Raw genomic sequence first — 21,667 nt, 5'->3', positions numbered from 1 at the left:
GTGAAGCATGAATAAAGAAAAATTTGTCCCCCAAATTATCTATGGCCTGTGTAGCTGGTGTGGCTCTGGAGGTTCGGAGACCGCAGGGGCCTTTCGCCTCAAATATCCCGAAAATGTCCGTCCCTTTCGGGTCATGTGCACCGGGGCCCTTGATCCGGTCTATGTTCTCCGAGCCCTCATTGAAGGAGCCGACGGATTTGTCATGAGCGGCTGTCATCCGGGAGATTGTCATTACAATACAGGCAATTTCCGCGGCCGACGTCGGATTGCTGTCTTAAAGACCATTTTTGCCGCTCTGGGACTGGAGGCAGAGCGGATTTGGTTGCGGTGGGTAGCCCACGGTGAAGGAAAACGACTGGCCGATACAGCCAAAGAATTCAATCATCATATCACCAAAATAGGACCTAATCCCTGGAAACAGAGATGGGACACCTGATGAGGGAGGAAATCATGAAGACTCTCCTCTGGAACGGAGACCTCAACCAGGCTGCCCGAGACCTCCTTTCCTGGCTTCTTAAGGAGGGATTTATTAAAGGAGCCCTTGTTCATATGGCCCTGCCTAGATATCGGTCTTTTGTCCCTGCCCTAACCCGGGATCTGGAGGCTATCGCTCAAAGTTGGCCTGCCCCGCCGCTCATGGCCCATCAAATGGCCCTGGTTGTCTCTCGCATGACTATCCGTGGTCCTGTCGGCCAGTCTATAGCCGTGGTGCTTCGTCCCTGTGAAATGGCTGCTCTCAGGGAGTTAGTAAAACTTCGCCAAGCCCACCTAGATGGTCTTCTAACCATTGGATTGGATTGTCCCGGCGTCATCAGCCTTAAAGTCTGGCAAAAGGGAGATAGGAAGACCCTTCTTGAGACTTTTCTCCGGCGGCCGGAGGAGCTTATTGGATATCGCCCCAGCTGTAAGATGTGCCTTCACCAGGCAGGAGAAGGCTTCGACCTGGTTCTCGGTTCTCTGGGGTTTCCCTCTGGAAAGACCGCCCTTTTGGCATTCAGCCCAAGGGGTGAGGAAATTCTCTCCCGGTCTCCCGGAGAGGCTGGAGACCTTCTTTCCCGGACCGAAGCCCTTGATGGCCTCAGAGCTGAACGCCAGGCTCAAAGAGAAAAACAGCTAGGGGATCTTTATCAAAGATTTTCCGGAGCCGACGGGCTCCTTGATTTTTTTTCCTCCTGCATTAATTGCCATAGCTGTATGCGAGTCTGTCCTATCTGTTATTGCCGGCAGTGTTTCTTTGACTCTCCAGCCTTTGAAGGCTCTGCCGACAACTATCTCCGCCGGGCGAGGCGTAAAAATGGTTTGAGGCTACCTTCGGATATGCTTCTTTTCCATCTGGGGCGAATGAATCACATGAGTCTCTCCTGTGTTTCCTGTGGACAGTGCGAGGATGCCTGTCCGGCAGGACTGCCCATTGCCCAGCTCTTCTCTCTGGCGGCCCAAAAAAGCCAAGAATTGTTTAATTACCGACCGGGAAGATCACTTACGGATCCTCTGCCCTTTAGTGTCTATCAGGAAGAGGAGCTTAAAGAAGTTGAGGCCCCCTATCGGGATATCTGGCACCCTTAAGGTCGTTTTAGTAGGGCCCGGCGTCTCAGGTGGGCTGCCCGGACTTCAACGGCCTCCTGGGCTAGTCTGACCAAACGCAGCCACGGGTCGCTCTGGAAATCAAAGCCCTTTAGCCACTGGAAAAGGGGGCTCTCTCTGGCCTCCGGAGATCGGACCTCTACGGGCTCAGGCGGCCCCCAGCGGCCCTGAGTGAAAAGTTTAAGGGCGGCTACATTAAGGGCCTCATCTACCAAAATAAGACTAGCTCCATAGACCGGAAGAGGTTCCAAGCGATCTACCACCCAGCCTCCAGTGTTATAGACCTTGGTCCAACCAGAGAAAGCAGGAACCCTTTCGAGGCGAGAGAATGGTTTATGGGTGTGACCAAAGACAAAACAAAGATCCAGGTCGGCCGGATCAACGTCTGATTCTTCAGTGAGCTGTCGTTTAAGAGGACCAGATAGATAAGCAGACATGGTCCAGGAAAGTTCGGGGGCCAGAGCCATCTCTGGCCTGTGACGCTCTTGAGCCAGGCCTCTTTCTATCAAGGTTTTAAGGAAAACCTCTACCGCCTTTTTCTCCAAAAAGTCACCGGGGATATAAGGGATATCGAGTTTTTGGGCTATAGCCTGGGCCAGATGGTCTATCATCTCCTTTAAACTTTCCAGACTCTGAAGCCTTTCGTAGATAGTCTCCACTTTCTCGCCAGCTTCACCAGAGCGTCCCATGGTGGACCAGAAAAAGTCTATCCAGGCAAAGTTTTCCCCTTCTATCTGATCAATATCCATCTCGGCATATATCCGGGAGATTATCTGTTCAATTTGTTCCGGCGCTTCTCCCTGGGGAAAAAGGATATTTTTGAGAATACTCATAAGGAGATATATGGGCTCTAAGAGATGACCATGATGGAAGCAAACAGCCTTTTTAGTCTCTTTATTTAATAGACCAAAGTTGGGATAGGCCACTTTTACCGAAAGGTCTTCAAGCCCTTTTATTCGGTGAACGAAGGCCTCAAGGAAGAGCGGTTTTACCCAGTAATGGGGTTTGTCCATAAACATCCGTGAATGATGCCAGGCCGGGGGCAAAAGGGAGCCCTGAGGGTGCTGTCGGGCTATATAGCCGGCATATTGGACCTCTCGGGCTACCTCCCAGATGTGATGATCATGGTTTCCTGGAATATAGATGATCTCTTTAAAAAGCCTCTCTGGTCCACAGAAGAAGACCTCCAGGAGACGTTCAAAAACCATAGCCGCCTGATTAAGACCGGAGAGAGCCAGCTCTAGGCCGTCTCCTAGAATGATAAGGGATGGTAGTTCATCTGCGGCCCTGACCAGCTCGGAAAGAGCATCCGAGAGGGCCATAAGGACAGGGCTTGGGCGCAGGGGATCAACCTCATCCTGGCCGGGAACAAGGTTGGTTAAAAGTCCGTCCTCTTCCCCCAGGTGAATATCAGAAAGACAAAGATACCGGATCGGATATCGAGCCATGGCCACCTCTTTTAGGGGGTTAATAAAAGCATAGACAGGAGAGAAGAAACCAGTCAATCAGAAAATACAGAAAACAAGCATTTCATTGATTTTGAAACGTTATAGGTGTATTAAAAAATTCAATGATATTGAAAACTCCTTTTGTAGTCGGGAAGATAGTCTCTGATGAGCTCTTTTGTAATCGTTATGAGGAGCTGGCCCGGTTAGAGTCAGATCTGCTTGGCTCTCAGAGTGTGGCCCTTTATAGCCCCCGACGTCTGGGTAAGTCATCGCTCATCAAGGTCCTTTTAGATCGTTTGGCCCAACAGAAGGTGATCTGTGTCTATCTCAACCTTATGGGGATAAGTTCTCTAGAAGAACTTGTCACTTCTCTGGCCCGGGCGACCACGTCGGCCATGGTGGAATCCCTGGGAGGCCTGTCCCGGGCCTTTCGTCAGGCCACTCGCCTTTTTCGGCGGGTAGGGATTCAGTTTGGCCTTGATCCGGTCACCGGGGCGCCAGTTTATAGCTTTACCCTCCGTCCTGATGAGCCAGAAGGAGATCTTGAAGATATTCTGGCGGGCCTTAATAGCTTTGTGTCTCGCCGGAGAAAACAGGCGGTGGTTGCTCTAGATGAATTTCAAGAAGTCCTCTTTCTGCCCGGTCTTGAGGGCCGGGCCGAGGCCCTCTTCCGGAGGATAGCTGAATCCCTTCCCCGGACAGCCTTTATCTTCTCCGGTAGCAAGCATCGGCTCCTGAGGGCGATGTTTTCCGAATCTGGCAGACCATTTTTCCGGGCGGCCAAACTTTACGAGCTAGGCCCCCTACCCCAGAAAGATTGCCGAGACTTTCTTGAGAAGCGATTCAGGGCCGCAAAGGCCCCTATCTCCCAGGTCATACTGGAGAAGCTTGCTCGGGCCAGTAAAGGACACCCATATATACTTCAGCTTCTTGGCTCAGTGGCCTACGGTCTGCTGAAGGAAAGACCCCCCACAGATGAGGAGATCTTCTTTAGAGAAGTCCTTAGTGAGGCCGTAACTCAGCTCACGCCAGAGTACGAACTTGTTTGGGATACTCTGGCCCGGCAACCCCGGGCTCGTCAAATTTTGAAGCTTCTGGCCCAGAAAGGACCAGTGAAGCGCTTCTCTGGAGCCCTCCTTCATCCTTACAACCTGGCCCCTTCCACGGTAAGCGTAGCCCTAAGAAATCTGGAGGACCTGGGGCTTGTTTGGCCACCGGATAAGGGGGGGTGGTGCCTGGTTGACCCCATGTTTGCTATCTGGCTAAGGAGCCACTAATGGGTACAGGCCCGACCCTCCTCGTGTTGGCAAAGGGCCGATTCATCTCCTTTGAATTCCCCTTTAAGGAAGCTCTCCACCACCTGATCGGCGTTCTCTTTAGGGGCCCCGGGGAGGACCTGAATCCCCGCCTCCTTAAGAAGTTCAACGGCCCGGGCTCCTATATGAGAGGCGATAACATGAGTGGCCCCTTGTTCCGAAAGCCAGCGGGGAATGGCCCCGGGCTCGTGTGGAGGGGGCTTAAGAACCTCTTTGGCCACCACCCGGCCACCCTCAACATTGTAGAAGGCAAAAAGAGGGGCTTGGCCAAAGTGTTCCGAAAGCCGAGGGCCATCTACAGGCATGGCAATCCGCATAATGCGGCCTTCTTGGCGATCTTTGTTCATCTGTTGCGTGACAGCAATCACGTTGCGCACCAGGTTTTCAAAGGCCTCGGCGGTCTTTGACTCGGGATAGGCAGCGATCATGGGTTTTCCAGCATCTCCAGCGGCCACCACCCGAGGATCTACAGGGATACGCCCCAAAAAGGGAATTCCTAGCTCTCTGGCCAGACGTTCCCCCCCGCCGACCTTAAAGAGATCGACATCTTTGCCGCAGTGAGGGCAAATGAAGCCGCTCATATTCTCCACCACTCCCAGAATCTGCATGTTTACGTGACGGCAAAAGCTGATGGACTTTTTAACGTCGATAAGAGAGACCTCCTGAGGAGTGGTGACAATAACAGCGTAGGCATCGGGAATGGTCTTGGCTACGGTCATAGGTTCGTCACCGGTACCAGGCGGGGCATCAATAACCAAATAATCAAGATCACCCCAGTCTATATCATAGATAAACTGCCTGATGGCCGAAATTTTCATCGGTCCGCGCCAGATAACGGCGGCGTCCTCTCGAGGAAGAAGGGGCTCAATGGAGATAAACTTAAGATTGGGGGAATAAACAATGGGTCCCAGAGAGCCGTCAGGACGCCGCTGAAGTTTACCCTTTCGAAGACCTAGCATTTTGGGCACGTTGGGACCATGAAGATCGACATCAAGAAGCCCTACGTGAAAATCCTGAAGAGAGAGACCAATGGCTAGGTTGATGGCTACAGTGCTTTTCCCTACCCCACCCTTTCCACTGAGGACCAGAAGTTTGTTCTCTATTCGGGCCAGACGCTCCCTTATTTTTTTATCTTGCTGTTCAAGAATGAGGCTGCCGGCGGCAGACTTTGGTTCTTCGGCCATTGTTATCCTCCTAAATATTTTTGATAAAAGCTTTATATCAGACCAAGAAATTACCAGCTCTGGTCGATAGCTTCAATCAATCGTTCCCAAATGGCCCTTACGGCCTTTGAGGCCGCTCCATTTGAGAAGTCTATCAGGGGACGACCGGCGGCGATGGCCCGGAAGACGTCTTCATCAAAGGGAATTTCTCCCAAAAGTCTTCCTTCCTGAAGGGAAACAGTCTCCCTGATATGCTCAGTTCCTTCTGGGGAAAGATCACATTTATTTATGACTACCCAGGCCGGTAGATCAAAGTGTCTGGCCAGATGGAGGAGACGAACAAGATCGTGGATGGCAGCAACCCCCGGTTCGGTGACCACTAAAAGAGCCGAAGCTCCGGAGACAGAAGCAATTACCGGACAGCCTATACCAGGAGAACCATCAACCAGGACAAAGGCACTGCCGGCCTCCTCTGCCAGGCGCCGAGCCTCCTTCTTGACCCTAGCGACCAGCTTGCCAGAGTTTTCGCGTCCCGGGAAAAGTCGGGCATGAACCAGGGGGCCATAGGGACTTTCGCTAATAAAAAGCTCCCCAACCTTGGTGGGAATCATCTCGATAGCCTGTTCCGGGCAGAACCAGGCGCAGACCCCACATCCTTCACACAATAGAGAATCAATAGAAAAATCTTCAGGATCTATGGCTCCAAAACGACATAGTTCAAAGCAGCGGCCACAACCGGTACAGAGTTCTTCTTCTTTGCAGGGTTCCTCACCGGAGATAAATCCCTCTCTGTGGCGGATCTTGGCCCTCAGAATAAGAGGGAGATTTGAGGCATCGACATCACAGTCAGCCAGAACTTTTTCTTTGACCAAAGCCGCTAAAGAAGCCACAAGAGTGGTCTTTCCCGTCCCTCCTTTGCCACTAACAACGACAATCTCCTTCATCTCTTTTCTCTCCGGATGACTCTTAAGACCTCTTTAAGGGCGGGAGCCAAATCAGGTCTGATGCTGATTAAAGACTCGCCTTGAGCGCAGGCTGTGGCGATGCGGCGGTCATGGGGGATCTCCAGGAGAAGAGGTAGTTGATGTTTAAGAACAAACTCCTTTACCCTCCCCTCTCCTATTCCAGACCGATTAATGATTATCCCGGCCGGGATGTCCATAAGTTTTACCATCTCTAGAGCTATCTGGAGATCATGAAGACCAAAGACAGTATCTTCTGTAACCAAAAGGCAGTAATCTGCGCCCCTTATGGCCGCAATGGCCGCACAGGCTGTCCCGGGAGGACAATCAATAATGTTAAAACTTTCTGGTTCAAGGGCGGTCTTTACAGCCCGGATAAGAGGCGAGGCCATGGCCTCACCAACCCGCAACCGCCCCTGGACAAAGCCTATCCTTCCGGCCTTTCCTTTCTCTACCAGCCCCAACTCCCGTTGCCCCTCTTTAATGGCCATCTCTGGACAGACCAGAATGCAACCTAAACAGCCATGACACATCTCAGGAAAGGAAAGAATTGTCCGGCCGATGACAGTAATAGCCGAAAAACGGCAGATCTCTCGACACTCCCCACAATAGTTGCAACGAGATTCGTCAACCTCGGGAATAGGGAGGTAGATCCTCTGGACGGCTTTAATTTCCGGCTTGAGGAAAAGGTGTCCGTTGGGTTCTTCAACATCGGCATCAAGGAAGACTACCGGTTCCGAACAGACCTGGGCCAGGGCCACAGAAAGAGTGGTCTTGCCCGTTCCCCCCTTGCCGCTGGCCACCGCAACAATCATCTCCCCCTCCCTTTACCCTCCTTGACCTTTGAGGCCAGTTGTGCATCAATAGTAATTAAGTTAAGGATTCCTGGACCCGCGATTGCTTCTTCCCAAGATTATTTTTAGCCGAGACTAGGTCCTGGGGACATTCTTGTCAAGAAGAGAAAAAGGATAACACGGTGCGGTCCCAGATCATCTGTCGGGACTGTCTGGCTGGGTTAATTAAAAAGGCTATAGCCGTAGCCCGGACTTCTGCGGAAAGAAAAAGGGAGGCTGAGAAGCGGGCCCTGAGTTACCTTGAAACCCACTTCCGCCTAGAAGATCCTCCTCCACGGATGGCCGAACAACTCCTGGAGATTATCAAAGAGGTCACCAAAGACCATGATCCTTTCCGGGAGGTCAAAAGAGAAGAGATCCGCTGGGGGAAAAGGCTGGCCCTTGAAGTGGCCGGTCAATATAGCGGAGGAACTTCAGACCTTCTGGCTCTGGCGGCCCTGGGAAATGCCATAGATTTTTTCCGAAACCTTGGAGAAGTGAAAAGGCGTTTGAGGGCTGGCCTCTCCTTTGCTCTAGATGATCGCCACCTGGCTGAAAGGGTACTGGAGAAGGCCGGTTCAATCCTTTACCTGGCCGATAACGCCGGGGAGATCTTCTTCGACTTACCTCTTATGAAGCACCTGCAGGCCGGAGGGAAAAGGGTTATCCTGGCTGTTAAGGCGGCACCAGTTCAGAATGATCTCTGTCTGGCCGATCTCGGAGATATTGGTCCTCTGCCTGTAGAAGTGATCCCCTCGGGGGCCTTTGTTGGGCTTGACCTTGATCGGGCCACCCAAGAGTTTAAAAACACTCTTAAAGAAGTCGATTTTATCGTTGCTAAAGGAATGGGACATTTTGAAACCATGGATACCCTTTCTCTTGCCGTACCGATTCTTTTTATCCTGGAGGCCAAGTGTCATCCAGTGGCCAAGGCTTTAGGTGTGCCGCTGGCCAGTCACGTCTGCTATCTCCGGGAGTTTTAAAGCCAATGGCCGCATACCGCCAACTTATTGAATCTGGAGAGCTTAAAAAACGAGCCGAGATGGCCAGGAGACTCCTTTCTCCCTGTAGGCTCTGCCCCCGGGCCTGTGAGGTAGATCGTCTCTCGGGGGAGGTGGGGTTCTGTCGCACAGCTGATCGGGCCATAGTGGCCTCATTTGGGCCCCACTTTGGGGAGGAGGAGCCTTTAGTGGGTCAGGGAGGATCGGGGACCATCTTTTTTTCTTGGTGTAATCTGGGCTGTGTCTTTTGCCAGAACTGGGAGATAAGCCACCTGGGAGAGGGAGAGCCGGTAGAGGCCGAAGAGCTAGCTGAAATGATGCTAACCCTTGAGGCCCGCGGTTGCCACAATATAAATTTTGTCACCCCCAGCCATGTAGTGCCTATGATCCTTGAGGCCCTACTTATAGCCGCTCAAAGGGGGTTGTCCGTCCCTTTAGTCTATAATACCGGAGGCTATGATTCCTTAGAGACCTTAAAGCTTCTTGAGGGAATCTTTGACATCTACATGCCGGATTTCAAATATTGGGATGAAAAAATAGCCCTTAAGTATTCCTTGGCTCCCGGATATCCCCAGGTAGCTCGGAAGGCCATCAAGGAAATGCATCGACAGGTAGGAGATTTAATTCTTGACCACCGGGGGATTGCTGTAAAGGGACTTATCATCCGACACCTTGTTCTTCCTGGGGGCCTGGCCGGAAGTAAAAAGATATTCCAGTGGATCGCCCAGGAAATTTCGCCGAATACTTATGTTAATATCATGGATCAGTATCGTCCTTGTGGGGAGGCCTATCGTTACCCCCCTCTTGACCGCCGGATAACCAGCCAAGAATATCTCGAAGCTATCCGGGCGGCAGAGGAGGCCGGCTTGCGGCGTCTTGACAGTCGGGTCAGGGCCAGATTGGCCTACTGGCTTTAGAGGAAGAAGTGGGACGAATATTCGCGATAGGTGATATCCACGGCTGCCTAAAGCCCTTTAAAGATCTTCTGCAAAGGCTCCCTATAAACTGGGAGGAAGACCTGGTCATCTTTTTAGGAGATTATATAGATCGAGGTCCTCGCCCCCGGGCGGTAGTAGAGGAGATTCTTCGGCTAAGGGAAGAGAATCCTCAAAGAATAATCACCTTAATGGGCAATCATGAGTGGATGTTTCTGCGATACTTAAGGGGAAAGGATATTGAAATCTATCTCTTTAACGGAGGCCAAACCACCATTGCCGATTACGGTGATCAAGCTCCGCCCCCAGAGCATCTTCATTTTTTTGAAACCTTGAGGCCTTTTTACGAAACGGAAGATTATATATTTGTCCACGCTGGTCTGCGCCCGGGAAAAGACCTTTGGGAACAGGAGTTGGAAGATCTCCTCTGGATCAGAGGAGAATTTATTTGGTCGGATTTTGACTTTGGCAAACGGATCATTTTTGGTCACACTCCATTTAGCGAACCTTTAATCATGGCCAACAAAGTGGGGCTGGATACCGGGTGCGTCTATGGGGGGCGTCTTACCGCTGTCGTCCTCCCAGAGATGGATTTTTACTATAGCTTTTGTACCAAGGAGGGAGGTAGATATGGCAGCCTATGATGACGATCGAGAAAGACCTTCCTGGCGGGAAATAGATCGCCGGCGGGATCGTAGCCGGCACACCTCTCGTCAACGGGAGCCCCTCTCCCAGGTAGAAAGGGCCCTTAAGTCTCCGTGGCTAAAGCATAAGTACATGGAGGAACTTGAAAAGCTCTTTTCGGGGAAAAAGGCCAGTCCAGAACATCAAAAGCTCTATCAGGCCATTCATAAAACCTACGGCAGCAACAAGTTCCATCGCACGGTAGAAAAGTATCTCCAGGAATATGGGCTTCCTGAAGATTGGGGAACCTTGATTCTCCTACTAGACCATAAAAAACCCGAGATAGTCAGAAAGGCCCTGGAGGCTTTAAAGGCCCTTTATCCCCAGAAAGGTCTTCTAGAAAGGCAGGGATTTGTGAGTAAAGTAAAGATTTTGGCCCTTACAGCCAAAGATGAGTTTCTCCGGGCCGAGGCCGAAAATACACTGGAGGAAGTCCGTAGCCTATGAAGGACGAGATGACTCTGGAGGCCTTTCGCCAATACCTGATCTTGGAAAAAGGCCTTTCAAAAAATTCCGTTCAGGCCTATTTTTCAGACATCAATCAGCTTCTGGGTTTCTTAGAGGACCGAGGTCGGAATCTTGAGCAGACCACCACCTCTGACCTACTGACCTTTCTGGCCTGGTTAAAGAGCAACGGGGCCTCAGGGCGAACTCTGGCCCGAAAAATCTCCAGTCTTCGAACCTTCTTTGGTTGGCTTAATAGCGAAGGGATCCTTGCCCAAGATCCCAGTGAACTATTGGAGGGGCCTCGCCTGCCCCGCCGTTTACCTAAAACTCTCTCTTATGAGGAGATCAGGTCTCTACTGGAGAGTCCTGATCCCAGGGATCCCTTTGGTCTTCGAGACAAAGCCCTCTTAGAGCTCCTTTATGCTACCGGTATTAGGATAAGTGAGGCTGCCGGTCTCAGGCTGGCCTCAGTAAACTTTGAGGTGGGGTATATTCGACTATTTGGCAAAGGAGAGCGGGAACGAGTTGTCCCCCTGGGAGAGGTGGCCAGGAACTGGCTTCTTCGTTATCTCCGGGATGGTAGGGGATACTTCCTTAAGGGGCGATCATCTGAATACATCTTTCTTGGCAAAGGTGGAAAGCCTCTCACCCGCCAGAGACTCTGGCAGATAATCAAGGCCCATGCCCGTAAAGTGGGCATTGCCCAAAAACTAACTCCCCATGTCCTGCGTCATTCTTTTGCCAGTCATCTCCTGGCCGGAGGGGCCGATCTTAGGGCCGTGCAGATGATGCTCGGCCATGCCAGCCTTTCTACCACCCAGATTTATACCCATCTGGACAAGGCCCATCTGATTCGGATTTTTAAACGGACGCATCCTCGTGGTTAAGAAGATCACCCTTATTACCAGCCACGTCAATGCTGACTTTGATGCCCTTTCGGCCATGGTGGCTGCCAAGCTTCTCTATCCAGGGGCCATTCTGGCCTTTCCCGGGGCCACTGAAAAGGGCCTCCGACACTTTGTTCTTGAAGCGGCTTCCTACTTGGCTGAGGTCAGGCCGGCCCGAGAAATAGACATCGATCACGTGGGGCGATTGGTTATCGTGGATGTGAGTGATCCTGAGCGCCTGGGGCCTTTCACAGGGCTCCTAAACCGGGACGACGTTGAGGTTCATCTCTATGATCATCACCTTCCGGATAAAGGGTCGGGAATTAAGGCTGATTATCAAGTCATTAGGCCCTATGGCTCGGCAACCACTGTATTGGTAGAGCTCCTGAAGGAGCGGGGTATTCGTCCCAATCCAGACGAGGCCACTATTATTGCTCTGGGCATCTATGAAGATACGGGGTCCTTTACCTACCCTTCTACTACCCCGGCAGACCTTAAGGCTGCCGCCTGGTTAGTTGAACTGGGGGCGGATCTTAACACCGTGGGCCAGATAATCAGACATGATCTTTCCGCCGAACAGGTAGATCTCTTAAACCAACTTCTGGAAACGGCCGTTCGCTTTCATATTGAGGGGGTAGAGGTGGTTATAGCTCGGGCCAAAAGTTCACGCTACATTGATGAGTTCGCTGTGGTTGCCCAGAAACTCATGGATATTGAGGATATTCCGGTGGTCTTTGCCCTTGCCCAGATGAATGGCCGTATTTACGTGGTTGGTCGCAGTCGGCTAGAACAGGTAAACGTGGCCGAGATTCTGAGACCACTTGGCGGCGGTGGTCATCCTCAAGCAGCAGCGGCCAGTATCAAAGGGATGACTATCCTGGAGGCCGAGGAGGCCATTGTCAATCGTCTTACTGAAACCATAAAGCCACCGGTGACCGCCAAGGACCTTCTCAGTCACCCGGCTATCACCATAGAAAAAGAGCGAACCATAGAAGAGGCCCATCGCCGCTTTACAGAAACCGGTGTGGCCGTTTTGCCCATTGTCGAAAAGGGCAAGGTCATAGGTCTCATCAACCGGGAGGTAGTAGAAAAGGCCCTTTACCATAACCTGGGGGAGAGCCGGGTGGCCGATTTCATGACCACTGAATTCGAAGTTTTTTCTCCGGAGACCCCCCTTTCCCGAATCATGGAGGTCATTGTTGGTCAGAGGCAAAGGCTGGTCCCTGTGCTTGAGAAAGAAAGACTTGTGGGGGTGGTTACCAGAACGGATCTTCTTAATCACCTGGCTCAGGAAAAGGAAAGACGGCCCGAAAAACTTCTTCCCCAGCGAAGCCGAGAGCGAGATCTCTCACGGACTTTAGAGAGGTCTCTGCCCCAGTGGTTGGTAGAGTTTCTTCGCGAGGCTGGCAAAATAGCTGATTCCCTGGGATACCGCGCTTATGTGGTCGGAGGTTTTGTTCGCGATCTTCTCCTTGGCCAAAAAAATCTCGACGTTGATCTGGTCATAGAAGGCGATGGCCCTATTTTTGCCCGAAGATTGGCGGAGACCTTCTCTGGCCGAGTCTCTGTCCACGAGAAGTTCAAGACGGCAGTAATAACTCTTCCCTCTGGTTTTAAGATTGATGTGGCCACAGCCCGGTGGGAATATTATGCCTATCCTGCGGCCCTGCCCACGGTAGAACTCTCTTCTCTTAAGCTGGATCTTTTTCGGCGTGACTTTACCATCAATACCTTGGCCATCAAACTCAATCCAGGAGAGTTCGGCCAGCTGGTGGACTTCTTTGGCGGTTTGAGAGACCTAAAAGATGGAGTCATTCGTGTCCTTCACAGTTTGTCTTTTGTAGAGGATCCAACCCGTATCTTTAGGGCTGTTCGTTTCTCCGCCCGCTATGGATTTCGCATTGGCCGCCATACCCTGGATCTTCTCAAAGGGGCCCTAAAACTCAATTTGGTGGATCGCCTTTCGGGACGCCGTCTTCTCAATGAACTGCGCCATATTCTCAGCGAGCGAGATCCCCTCCCTGCCATCAGGCAGATGGCCGAACTTGATCTTCTACGTTTCATTCATCCTGACCTAAAGCTAACGGAGGAAGGAGAAGGCCTGATCAAAGAAACCGAGGCCAGTCTTTCTTGGTACCGTCTTCAGTTTGGAGAGGAGAATCTAAAAATCTGGATGGTTTATCTATTAAGTCTCTTTGACCGACTTGATCAGAAACGTTTTGCAACAGCCCTTGCCCGGCTAGAGATACCGGAGAAGAAGATAAGAACCCTGCTTGAAGAAAGAGGCCGTCTTTTTAGAGCCTTGGAACACTTCAAAAAAACTCACTCTATCTCTAAGAGTGCCATCTATCGGTCTTTAGAGGGGCTTTCTTCCGAAATGCTCCTTTACGGTCTGGCTAAGGCCAGAGATCAGGCCAGCAAGCAGGCCATCACCCTTTTTCTGCGAGAACTCCGAAAGGTGCGCCCGGCGATAACCGGTCAAGATCTCAAAAAACTGGGTATTCCAGAGGGCCCCATATACAAAAAGATTTTGGAAACCGTCCGGGATGCTCGACTTGATGGTCTAGTACAAAATAAAGAAGAAGAACTCCAGCTCGTTCATAAAATTTTTAAGGAAAAGGAAAAGGCCAACCGATAAAATGATTAGAGGTTGTCCAAGGAAGGAGGCCTGGCCATGGATATTAGTAGTGTGGGTGCCAAGATTGTCCCCGTTGTTCAAGTCCAAGAGGTCCGGGAAATATCCGTAAAGGAGCCACCGGTCCGTCCTGTTCCTAAAACCGAAGGCAACCGGATAGAAAAACGGGGACCAGGGCCGCTCATTAAAGGAGAAGAGAGGGCAAGGAATCAGGAAACAGAACCTACCCTTACCGGGTTAGACAAAAACCAGCTAGAAAAATTGGCCGAAAGTATCGAGGAGTATCTCCAGCACCTGGATTTCAAAATAGAGTTTAGCGTTCATGAGGATACTGATCAGATTATTGTCAAGGTGGTAGATCCCAAGAGTGGTAAGGTTATACGGCAAATCCCTCCAGAGGAGCTCCTAAAAATTCAGGAAAAGTTGCACGAGTTAACTGGCCTCCTCTTCGAAAAAAAGGCCTGATTTGGCCAAAAATATAAAGGGACCCACCATTTTTTAAGCCTCCTTCCATTTTTATCCTTTTTGTTCGTATTTGGTGGTATCTTGTGGAAATTCGAGTTTGGTGTTATTGGTGGTTTGCTTAATTAGGGTCTGGCCAAAAGAGTGTTTTAAAAGAGAAAGTTGACACTAGACGAAAACTCCATGGAAAAAGAAACCACCGACCAGAAAATTCGTATTCTGATCGCTGAAGATGAACGTTCCATCGGGGAGCTGTTGGTGGAGGTCCTCGAAGAAGAAGATCGAGAAATAGATCTGGTTACTGATGGTGACCAAGCTATAGAGACCCTTCGTCAGCGTCCTTATGACATCCTCATTACCGATCTCAAGATGCCTGGAGCTGATGGGGTAACGGTAATGAAGGAGGGGCGCAAGTTATATCCCGACTTAGTGGTTATTGTAGTCACAGGCTTTGCCTCCCTGGAGACAGCCATTGAGGCCCTTAAACAAGGGGCATATGACTATATTAAAAAGCCCTTCCGGTTAGACGAAATCAAGATAAGCGTTAAAAACGCTTGTGAAAAGGTTACTTTGGAGCGAGAAAATCGCCTCTTACTCCAAAAACTTAAAGAGTGTCTTCAGGAGCCCTCCAAGGAGGAACTCTCTCCGGCGGAATCTTATCCTATGGTTTATGGCAGTCCCCCCCTTGAAGTCTTTGAGGCCAAGAGGTCCAAGTTTCTTGAGGAGCTGGAACGTCTCATCAGACTAAAGCAGGAAGGCTTTCTTGACGAAATAGAATTCCAGACCCTCAAAAAACACCTCTTGGAGCAACTAAGTTGATTGCTACGGACACCTACCCTAAAAGCGCCGAAGAAACCCCAAAGGAGCACCTGCGTATCCTGGTGGTGGATGATGAGCCCCATATAAGGGAACTTATCAGGGAATACCTTTCTCGTTTTGATAACATCGAGACCCTTGAGGCAGCCAATGCTTTCAAGGCCTTAGAGATTGTCCAGACCCAAGAGATAGACGGAGTCATTCTGGACATCTACATGCCAGGTATGGATGGCCTAGAGCTATTGCGACGTCTAAAGAAGATAAACCGCCACCTGATAATTATCCTGATGACAGGATATCCATCCTTTGATTGTTTGGTGGAGGCCATTCGTTCTGGAGCTTCGGATTTTCTTCCCAAACCTTTTAAATTAACTGATCTTCAGCTGGCCGTAGAAAGGCTTTCCCGTGAACGCAAGCTCATCGTCGAAAACCTTAATCTTACCGCCGAGCAAGCAGTCTTAAGAGAGCTCAATGATCGTCTTAAGAAAAAAATCCGGGAACAAAGTATCCTTTTTTCTATTAGTGAAGCCTTAAGTCGGGTTAAGAGCACCCTCGAACTCTACCAAAAGGTCACCCATCTGGCCCACCGTCTAACCGAGGCTGACGCCGCTTTCTTTTGGATAGCCAATACCGATGAAGCCAAACTAATTACGATGGCTGAAGTGGGGGAGAGGAAAATCCTCTCTCCCTACCGATGTCTCTCTCTGTCCAGCGACTCTGGGCTGGTGAAGGTCTTCAAGGAGGGCCTTCCAGCCATGTATGTCCAGGACTCACGCAGACAACTTCAGGGCTTTAGCGGTTCTCTGATTGCCGTTCCTTTTGCCATTCGAGAAGAGACACTGGGAATTCTGGCCGCCGCTCGCAAGCCGGATCGTCCTAGCTTTAGTGAAGAGGACCTATTTACCCTTCATCTTCTGGTGGAACGAGCCTCTCTCAACGTAGAGAATTTAATCCTTTATGAGAGTATTCTCCTTAATCTTCACTCTACTCTTCGAGCTCTGGTAACCACTCTTGAGGCCAAGGATCCTTACACAAAGGAGCACTCCCAGCGGGTTACAGAATGGGCTGTCAAAATTGCTAAGCAGATGAATCTTCCTGAAGAGGAAATCGACTCTCTTCGCTTTGCTGCCCAGCTGCACGATATAGGCAAAATTGGTATAAGAGACCACATTCTTATGAAACCAGGACGTCTTACTCCAGAAGAGTATGAAATCATCAAAAAACATCCCGTCATTGGGGAGGAAATAGTCAGCCATCTGGGCCTTCTGCCTCAGGAAAAGGCCATTATCCGGCACCATCATGAACGCTGGGATGGTAAGGGATATCCTGATGGTCTTCAAGGAGAAGAAATCCCTCTTCTCTCCCGAATCTTGGCCGTAGCTGACGCCTTTGACGCCCTAACGTCCACCCGCCCCTACCGTAAGGCCATGAGCTATGAAGAGGCCTTGGCCGAGCTTGAACGCAATAAATGGACTCAGTTTGATGGCCGGGCGGTAGAGGCCTTGGTGAAGATTATTTCTAAGGAGAGCGACCATGGCTAAGGAGCCAGAGGAGGTCTGGAGCGGACTCTTGGTAGAACATATTCGACCGGCCCTCATGGGACGTCTTGTTCAAGGATTTATTCACAATCTCTCCGGCCCCCTTCAGATCCTCAGCATGCAGCTAGAATTCTTAAGTTTCTTAAGACAGAAAAAGAAAAAACTCCTTGAGGGAGTCTTGCTTAAAGGGATGGATCCAGACACGCGGGAAAAACTTTATCAGATGCTAGAGGGAGAAGATGAAAGGCTTCAGAACGTCGTTGAACAAGTAGAGAGAATAAACCAGCTCCTTTCGGCCTTCTCCTTAAAGACCAACCCAGATCGAACTTTCATTGAACTTAACGACTTTATTAGGGAGGAAATTATCTTCTGGGAGGCCAATCTCTTCTTCAAACATGAGGTAAAAAAAGAGCTAAGCCTTTTCCCCTCTGGGGTAACGGTTAAGACCATTTACCCCCTTTTAAGGGGGGCTGTAGATCTTGTCCTTTGTTGGATTATCGACTACGGATTCGACGAGGAAAAAGTGATCACCTTTGAGACTCGCCCCGATCCCTCCCTGGTAATTGCCTATAAAGGCACCCCCATACCTCAGCAGACCTCGGTAAGAGAGGTGGTTAGAAGGGGTGATCCCTGGCCCCTTTACCCGGTCCTGGCCAGGGAAATCTTCCAAGAGATTGGGAATCTGGAGTTTAAAGGAAACGAAGCCATCTTCCGTTTCCACTGATATGGATTTCTTCTTCTGGCTCGCCCTCTGGTTGATACCTGGCCTTGGTCCTGTAGGCTTTAAACGACTTTTAGAAAAAATAGGCCCTCCGGCAAAGATCTGGGAGAGCTCTTCGGAAGAGCTCCGGGTCGCTGGACTTCCAGAAAGGTTGGTTGAGGCCATTAGCCAAAAAATCACCTGGTCTCGGGCCGAAGAAGAACTCAAGAGGCTTGAAGATATGGGGCTAAAGATCGTCCATCTTGGGGAGCCCCATTACCCCGAGCTTCTCCGCCAAATTCCTGATGCCGCCCATTCTTTACCTTAAAGGAAATCTTGTCCCTTCTGGGCAGGCTATAGCCATCGTTGGCTCACGGCATCCCAGCAACTACGGTCTGCGGCTAGCTAGGGAGCTGGCCAGAGATTTGGCCCGGACTGGCACTATCATCGTCAGTGGGGCGGCCCAAGGGATAGACACGGCGGCTCACCAAGGGGCCCTTGAGGCCGGAGGAGTCACCTGGGCCGTTCTGGGAACGGGGCTGGATGTGGTCTATCCCCGGAGCAATCAAGGTCTCCTGGAAGAGATTTCCCATACTGGGGCCCTGATTAGTGAATTCCCGCTGGGCACTGGTCCTCGTCGGGAAAACTTTCCAATACGCAATCGGATCATTAGCGGCCTCTGTCAGGCGGTGGTAGTGGTTGAAGCCAGCCCCAAAAGTGGTTCCCTGATAACAGCCCGGCTGGCTGGTGAGCAGGGACGGGAGGTAATGGCTGTTCCCGGAAGTGTCTACTCCTATAAAAGTCGTGGGTGCCACCGACTTATCAAAGAAGGGGCGGCCTTGGTTGAATCTCCGGAAGATGTTCTTCTTTCCTTGGGGCTCAGAGAAGATAAAGAGCACGACTCCCCCTTGTTGGATGATCCAGATCTACCTCCAGATGCCCAACAAATATGGCAGGTCCTGGATTTTTATCCCCTTCATCTAGAAGAAATTGCCCAAAAGATTGGACTTGATATTTCTAGAATCGCTGGCATCCTCTTAGAACTTGAGCTTGCGGGCTTAGTAGAGGCCCTTCCGGGAGGACACTATCAGCGAAGGCCTCGCTGACCCGAGTAGAAAGAGAGACGGGAAAGGCTATGAAAAAGGGACTGGTCATTGTTGAGTCTCCCACAAAGGTTAAAACTCTCAAAAAAATCCTTGGCAAAGATTATGATGTCAGGGCCTCGGTTGGTCACATTAAGGATCTGCCCAAAAGTAAACTGGGGGTGGATATAGACAATGGTTTTAGCCCTCAGTACGAGATAATTCGCGGTAAGAAAAAGATCATTGATGAACTTCGTCGGGCCGCCCGGGGAGTCGAAGACATTTATTTAGGCCCAGATCCAGATCGCGAGGGAGAGGCTATTGCTTGGCATATTGCTGAAGAACTCCGAAATAAAAAGCGCCGGTTTCATCGGGTTCTTCTTTATGAACTCACCGAAAGAGGGATAAAAGAGGCCTTTAAAAACCCTACCGATCTTAATCGCTATCGCTATGAATCACAACAAGCCCGGAGAATCCTGGATCGCCTGGTTGGTTATCAGATTTCCCCTCTTCTCTGGGAAAAGGTCAAACGAGGCCTTTCTGCCGGGCGAGTTCAATCAGTAGCCTTAAAGATTATCTGTGAGCGCGAAAAAGAGATCCGGGCCTTCGTCCCTGAGGAGTATTGGACAGTTACGGCCAAGCTCCAGGGCGCCGAGGGGCAGGAGTTTTTAGCCAAGGTTATCCAACGAAACGGCAAAAAGCTAGAGCTTAAGAGAGAGAAGGAAGCTCGCACTGTAGTAGATGATCTTGAAAAGGCTACCTTCATTGTCTCTGAGGTCAAGCGCAAGGAGAGGCGTCGTCGTCCGGCCCCCCCGTTCATCACCAGCACCCTTCAACAGGAGGCTTACAGAAAGCTGCGTTTTCCAGCCAGAAAGACCATGCTTATAGCCCAACGTCTTTATGAAGGGATAGATCTGGGGCCCGAAGGACCGGTGGGACTCATTACTTATATGCGCACGGATTCTACCCGCACCGCTCCGGAGGCGATAAGTGAGGTTAGAGATTTTATCAAGGAATCCTTTGGCCCAGATTATCTTCCCTCCAGAGCCCACACCTATAAAAGCCGCTCCGGAGCCCAAGAGGCCCATGAAGCCATAAGGCCAACCTCTGTTTATCGCACTCCAGAACAGGTTGCTCCCTATCTTTCTAAGGACGAACTGGCCCTTTATAGCCTTATTTGGAAGCGATTTGTGGCCTCTCAAATGGCTCAGGCCAAATTAGAACAAACTACTATAGAAATCCAGGCCGGGCCCTACGGCCTTAGGGCTACCGGAACCGTGATCGTCTTTCCGGGATTTATGACCCTTTATGTAGAAAATAAAGAAGGGGAAGACGAGGAAAAATTGCCGCCAGTGAGCCCGGAAGAGGTATTGTCCCTTCTGGAACTTATTCCCAAACAACATTTCACTCAGCCTCCTCCCCGCTATACGGAAGCCAGTCTCATCAAGGCCCTAGAGGAGAAAGGTATCGGCCGACCAAGTACCTATGCCACTATAATCTCTACAATTAAGGAACGAGACTATGTGCGTCAGGAGCAAAATCAACTGCGTCCTACGGAGTTAGGGCTTCTAGTAAATGAGCTTCTCACCTCCCATTTTCCGGACATCATTGACGTAGAGTTTACTGCCCGGATGGAGGAGGCCCTGGATCGTATCGAAGAGGGAAAGATTACTCGGGTAGAGGTGCTCAAGGAGTTCCATGAGGCCTTTACTAAAGAACTTGAAGTGGCCCAGAAAGAAATGACCTCCATTAAAAAAGAGGGAGTAGCCACTGATGTGAAGTGTCCAGCCTGTGGTTCTCCCATGGTTATTCGTCTGGGACGGGCTGGAGAGTTTCTTGTTTGTAGTCGGTACCCAGAATGTAAAACCAGCCGAGATTTCACCCGAGATGACCGCGGTCATATCAAAATCATAGAGCCAGAACAAAAACAGGCCGGCGTTTGTGAAAAGTGTGGTCGTCCCATGGTGGTCAAGCGAAGTCGCTTTGGGGAGTTTTTAGCCTGCTCCGGTTATCCGACGTGCAAAAATGTCCGTCCTCTTTCTACCGGTGTCCCCTGCCCTGAGGCGGGTTGTAATGGTGAGTTGGTTAAAAGACGAACCAGAAAGGGGAAAGTATTTTATTCTTGTAGCCGATATCCACAGTGCCGCTACGCTATCTGGGATGAGCCAGTGGCCCGGGGCTGTCCTTCCTGTGGAGCCCCCCTTATGGTCATAAAGCGTTCAAAGCGAGATGGAGTCTATCTTAAATGTTTAAACAAAGACTGCGGCCATCGGGAGCCCTACGAGGGCGATTCTGAATCCGAAGGAGCAGAAGCCTCATCGTAAGAGATCCCCAAGATCTCTACCTCAAACTGGAGCTCCTTTCCGGCCAGGGGGTGATTAAAGTCCACAAAGGCATAGCCTTCGTTTATCTCCCGGATGAGCGCTGGCCTCAAGACCCAAAACTCATCTACTAGCCGAACCACCTCTCCCGGGTTGGCCCCCTGGGGGAGACGTTCCCGGGAAATAGCTACCAATTTGAGTGGATCATAAGGCCCGTAGTGATACTGAGGGGGAACAACAATATGCCGTGTCTCCCCGACTTTGGCTCCAATAAGGGCCTCTTCTACGTAAGGCATAAACTGCCCTTCTCCGCAGATAAAAGAAACTGGAGACTTAGAGACATCAACTACTTTACCTGCGGCCAGAACGCGGTAGGAAATAGTCACCTTGGCCCCTTTGGCAATGATCTTTGTCTCCATCAGTGTTCGGATTTTCGGATCACAGGGACCTTAAGAAACTCAACTCCTTCTTCTTTAAGAATCTTTTCTTCCTCTTCGGTAGCCACCCCTCGAATGGCTCGAGGCTCCTCGATACCATAGTGTATTTTAAGGGCCTCTTCGGCAAAACGTGCTCCAACATCTTCAAAGTTTTTCTCTACATAACGGGATATCTGATAGAGAACGTTTAGCATTTTGGCCTCTGGTGTAGAGGCCTGATGCTGACTGTCACGGGATTTTTTTATGGCCACCGGGGAAAGGATCTTGCGGATCTTTTGACTTCCACAGAAGGGACAGTTAATAAGCCCTTTGGCCACTTGTTCTTCATAGGAGGCCCGATCAGCAAACCAGCCCTCAAAGACATGATTGTTTTCACAGGAAAGATCAAAGACAATCATTTAGATTGAAAAATAATA

22 protein-coding genes are annotated in these 21,667 nt (G+C 50.5%); 16 read left to right on the top strand and 6 right to left on the bottom strand.

Translation table 11 applies throughout. The features are described from left to right. Positions 1 to 7 precede the first annotated feature (7 nt). Together G4V39_RS00760 and G4V39_RS00755 are read left to right on the top strand one after the other, a co-directional pair. Positions 8 to 436: a hydrogenase iron-sulfur subunit gene (locus tag G4V39_RS00760; RefSeq protein ID WP_166031112.1), complete on the top strand. Its 429-nt coding sequence runs from the start codon at positions 8 to 10 to the stop codon at positions 434 to 436. A 14-nt stretch (positions 437 to 450) separates the two neighbouring features. Continuing rightward, positions 451 to 1,566, top strand: coding sequence for a 4Fe-4S dicluster domain-containing protein (locus G4V39_RS00755; RefSeq protein ID WP_166031111.1), 1,116 nt, complete (start codon positions 451 to 453; stop codon positions 1,564 to 1,566). On the opposite strand, the gene G4V39_RS00750 is transcribed toward G4V39_RS00755, so the two are convergent. Beyond that, entirely contained in the window at positions 1,563 to 3,032 is a 1,470-nt protein-coding gene (locus G4V39_RS00750) for a metallophosphoesterase family protein (RefSeq protein WP_166031110.1), read from the bottom strand. The genes G4V39_RS00755 and G4V39_RS00750 overlap by 4 nt on opposite strands. Before the next feature lie 122 nt (positions 3,033 to 3,154). Here G4V39_RS00750 and G4V39_RS00745 point away from each other — a divergent pair, with 122 nt between their 5' ends. Further along, the gene (locus G4V39_RS00745; protein ID WP_166031109.1) at positions 3,155 to 4,309 is read left to right on the top strand and encodes an AAA family ATPase; all 1,155 of its coding nucleotides are present in this window, start codon (positions 3,155 to 3,157) and stop codon (positions 4,307 to 4,309) included. Here the strand turns inward: G4V39_RS00745 and G4V39_RS00740 are convergent. Genes G4V39_RS00740 through G4V39_RS00730 form a run of 3 tightly spaced genes read right to left on the bottom strand, consistent with a single transcriptional unit; the run spans position 4,306 to position 7,288 of the window. Then, entirely contained in the window at positions 4,306 to 5,532 is a 1,227-nt protein-coding gene (locus G4V39_RS00740) for an iron-sulfur cluster carrier protein MrpORP (RefSeq protein WP_166031108.1), read from the bottom strand. The genes G4V39_RS00745 and G4V39_RS00740 overlap by 4 nt on opposite strands. A gap of 50 nt (positions 5,533 to 5,582) precedes the next feature. After that, positions 5,583 to 6,455: an ATP-binding protein gene (locus tag G4V39_RS00735; protein ID WP_166031107.1), complete on the bottom strand. Its 873-nt coding sequence runs from the start codon at positions 6,453 to 6,455 to the stop codon at positions 5,583 to 5,585. After that, entirely contained in the window at positions 6,452 to 7,288 is an 837-nt protein-coding gene (locus G4V39_RS00730; RefSeq protein ID WP_166031106.1) for an ATP-binding protein, read from the bottom strand. The genes G4V39_RS00735 and G4V39_RS00730 overlap by 4 nt, the downstream gene beginning before the upstream one ends. Positions 7,289 to 7,449: 161 nt before the next feature. On the opposite strand from G4V39_RS00730, the gene G4V39_RS00725 reads away from it, so the two are divergent. The 13 genes from G4V39_RS00725 (at position 7,450) to topA (ending at position 20,817) form a co-directional block, all read left to right on the top strand. After that, the gene (locus tag G4V39_RS00725) at positions 7,450 to 8,289 is read left to right on the top strand and encodes a damage-control phosphatase ARMT1 family protein (protein WP_166031105.1); all 840 of its coding nucleotides are present in this window, start codon (positions 7,450 to 7,452) and stop codon (positions 8,287 to 8,289) included. Between the two features lie 5 nt (positions 8,290 to 8,294). Continuing rightward, positions 8,295 to 9,224, top strand: a complete 930-nt coding sequence (locus G4V39_RS00720) for a radical SAM protein (protein ID WP_166031104.1) — start codon at positions 8,295 to 8,297, stop codon at positions 9,222 to 9,224. Between the two features lie 8 nt (positions 9,225 to 9,232). Beyond that, complete coding sequence (locus G4V39_RS00715; protein ID WP_166031103.1) at positions 9,233 to 9,886, top strand: metallophosphoesterase family protein; 654 nt, start codon at positions 9,233 to 9,235, stop codon at positions 9,884 to 9,886. Further along, complete coding sequence (locus G4V39_RS00710; RefSeq protein WP_166031102.1) at positions 9,873 to 10,373, top strand: hypothetical protein; 501 nt, start codon at positions 9,873 to 9,875, stop codon at positions 10,371 to 10,373. Before G4V39_RS00715 ends, G4V39_RS00710 begins: the two co-directional genes overlap by 14 nt. Then, positions 10,370 to 11,260, top strand: coding sequence for a site-specific tyrosine recombinase XerD (xerD, locus tag G4V39_RS00705; RefSeq protein WP_166031101.1), 891 nt, complete (start codon positions 10,370 to 10,372; stop codon positions 11,258 to 11,260). Before G4V39_RS00710 ends, xerD begins: the two co-directional genes overlap by 4 nt. After that, positions 11,253 to 13,898 carry a CBS domain-containing protein gene (locus G4V39_RS00700; protein WP_166031100.1) on the top strand — a complete coding sequence of 882 codons (2,646 nt, stop codon included), beginning with the start codon at positions 11,253 to 11,255 and terminating at the stop codon, positions 13,896 to 13,898. Before xerD ends, G4V39_RS00700 begins: the two co-directional genes overlap by 8 nt. 36 nt (positions 13,899 to 13,934) lie before the next feature. After that, positions 13,935 to 14,360, top strand: a complete 426-nt coding sequence (locus G4V39_RS00695) for a flagellar protein FlaG (protein ID WP_166031099.1) — start codon at positions 13,935 to 13,937, stop codon at positions 14,358 to 14,360. 180 nt (positions 14,361 to 14,540) lie between these two features. Further along, the gene (locus tag G4V39_RS00690; RefSeq protein ID WP_166031098.1) at positions 14,541 to 15,176 is read left to right on the top strand and encodes a response regulator; all 636 of its coding nucleotides are present in this window, start codon (positions 14,541 to 14,543) and stop codon (positions 15,174 to 15,176) included. Beyond that, on the top strand, positions 15,173 to 16,714 hold the full coding sequence (locus G4V39_RS00685; RefSeq protein ID WP_166031097.1) for an HD domain-containing phosphohydrolase: 1,542 nt from the start codon (positions 15,173 to 15,175) through the stop codon (positions 16,712 to 16,714). The genes G4V39_RS00690 and G4V39_RS00685 overlap by 4 nt, the downstream gene beginning before the upstream one ends. After that, the gene (locus G4V39_RS00680) at positions 16,707 to 17,435 is read left to right on the top strand and encodes a hypothetical protein (protein WP_166031096.1); all 729 of its coding nucleotides are present in this window, start codon (positions 16,707 to 16,709) and stop codon (positions 17,433 to 17,435) included. The genes G4V39_RS00685 and G4V39_RS00680 overlap by 8 nt, the downstream gene beginning before the upstream one ends. A 1-nt stretch (position 17,436) precedes the next feature. Next, positions 17,437 to 17,739 carry a hypothetical protein gene (locus tag G4V39_RS00675; protein ID WP_166031095.1) on the top strand — a complete coding sequence of 101 codons (303 nt, stop codon included), beginning with the start codon at positions 17,437 to 17,439 and terminating at the stop codon, positions 17,737 to 17,739. Next, positions 17,717 to 18,517, top strand: a complete 801-nt coding sequence (gene dprA / locus G4V39_RS00670; RefSeq protein WP_166031094.1) for a DNA-processing protein DprA — start codon at positions 17,717 to 17,719, stop codon at positions 18,515 to 18,517. Before G4V39_RS00675 ends, dprA begins: the two co-directional genes overlap by 23 nt. A gap of 29 nt (positions 18,518 to 18,546) precedes the next feature. Next, positions 18,547 to 20,817: a type I DNA topoisomerase gene (gene topA / locus G4V39_RS00665; RefSeq protein ID WP_166031093.1), complete on the top strand. Its 2,271-nt coding sequence runs from the start codon at positions 18,547 to 18,549 to the stop codon at positions 20,815 to 20,817. On the opposite strand, the gene G4V39_RS00660 is transcribed toward topA, so the two are convergent. Then, positions 20,772 to 21,233 carry an FKBP-type peptidyl-prolyl cis-trans isomerase gene (locus tag G4V39_RS00660; protein WP_166031092.1) on the bottom strand — a complete coding sequence of 154 codons (462 nt, stop codon included), beginning with the start codon at positions 21,231 to 21,233 and terminating at the stop codon, positions 20,772 to 20,774. The two genes, topA and G4V39_RS00660, sit on opposite strands and share 46 nt — an antisense overlap. Continuing rightward, complete coding sequence (locus G4V39_RS00655) at positions 21,233 to 21,649, bottom strand: DUF1178 family protein (RefSeq protein ID WP_166031091.1); 417 nt, start codon at positions 21,647 to 21,649, stop codon at positions 21,233 to 21,235. Before G4V39_RS00655 ends, G4V39_RS00660 begins: the two co-directional genes overlap by 1 nt. Positions 21,650 to 21,667 lie beyond the last annotated feature (18 nt).

It is taken from the genome of Thermosulfuriphilus ammonigenes (assembly GCF_011207455.1).
Classification (GTDB): Bacteria; Desulfobacterota; Thermodesulfobacteria; order Thermodesulfobacteriales; family ST65; genus Thermosulfuriphilus; species Thermosulfuriphilus ammonigenes.
Note: the sequence above shows the minus strand (reverse complement) of the source record. Positions and strands in the feature narration are given on the sequence as shown.

Excerpts from the sequence above, each read along its gene's own strand:
- G4V39_RS00750 (WP_166031110.1), bottom strand. The coding sequence starts at position 3,032 with ATGGCTCGATATCCGATCCGGTATCTTTGTCTTTCTGATATTCACCTG.
- G4V39_RS00710 (WP_166031102.1), top strand. The coding sequence starts at position 9,873 with ATGGCAGCCTATGATGACGATCGAGAAAGACCTTCCTGGCGGGAAATA.
- G4V39_RS00660 (WP_166031092.1), bottom strand. The coding sequence starts at position 21,233 with ATGGAGACAAAGATCATTGCCAAAGGGGCCAAGGTGACTATTTCCTAC.
- G4V39_RS00740 (WP_166031108.1), bottom strand. The coding sequence starts at position 5,532 with ATGGCCGAAGAACCAAAGTCTGCCGCCGGCAGCCTCATTCTTGAACAG.
- G4V39_RS00745 (WP_166031109.1), top strand. The coding sequence starts at position 3,155 with ATGATATTGAAAACTCCTTTTGTAGTCGGGAAGATAGTCTCTGATGAG.
- G4V39_RS00730 (WP_166031106.1), bottom strand. The coding sequence starts at position 7,288 with ATGATTGTTGCGGTGGCCAGCGGCAAGGGGGGAACGGGCAAGACCACT.
- G4V39_RS00755 (WP_166031111.1), top strand. The coding sequence starts at position 451 with ATGAAGACTCTCCTCTGGAACGGAGACCTCAACCAGGCTGCCCGAGAC.
- G4V39_RS00695 (WP_166031099.1), top strand. The coding sequence starts at position 13,935 with ATGGATATTAGTAGTGTGGGTGCCAAGATTGTCCCCGTTGTTCAAGTC.
- xerD (WP_166031101.1), top strand. The coding sequence starts at position 10,370 with ATGAAGGACGAGATGACTCTGGAGGCCTTTCGCCAATACCTGATCTTG.
- topA (WP_166031093.1), top strand. The coding sequence starts at position 18,547 with ATGAAAAAGGGACTGGTCATTGTTGAGTCTCCCACAAAGGTTAAAACT.
- G4V39_RS00690 (WP_166031098.1), top strand. The coding sequence starts at position 14,541 with ATGGAAAAAGAAACCACCGACCAGAAAATTCGTATTCTGATCGCTGAA.
- G4V39_RS00735 (WP_166031107.1), bottom strand. The coding sequence starts at position 6,455 with ATGAAGGAGATTGTCGTTGTTAGTGGCAAAGGAGGGACGGGAAAGACC.
- G4V39_RS00720 (WP_166031104.1), top strand. The coding sequence starts at position 8,295 with ATGGCCGCATACCGCCAACTTATTGAATCTGGAGAGCTTAAAAAACGA.
- G4V39_RS00760 (WP_166031112.1), top strand. The coding sequence starts at position 8 with ATGAATAAAGAAAAATTTGTCCCCCAAATTATCTATGGCCTGTGTAGC.
- dprA (WP_166031094.1), top strand. The coding sequence starts at position 17,717 with ATGCCGCCCATTCTTTACCTTAAAGGAAATCTTGTCCCTTCTGGGCAG.
- G4V39_RS00655 (WP_166031091.1), bottom strand. The coding sequence starts at position 21,649 with ATGATTGTCTTTGATCTTTCCTGTGAAAACAATCATGTCTTTGAGGGC.
- G4V39_RS00680 (WP_166031096.1), top strand. The coding sequence starts at position 16,707 with ATGGCTAAGGAGCCAGAGGAGGTCTGGAGCGGACTCTTGGTAGAACAT.
- G4V39_RS00675 (WP_166031095.1), top strand. The coding sequence starts at position 17,437 with ATGGATTTCTTCTTCTGGCTCGCCCTCTGGTTGATACCTGGCCTTGGT.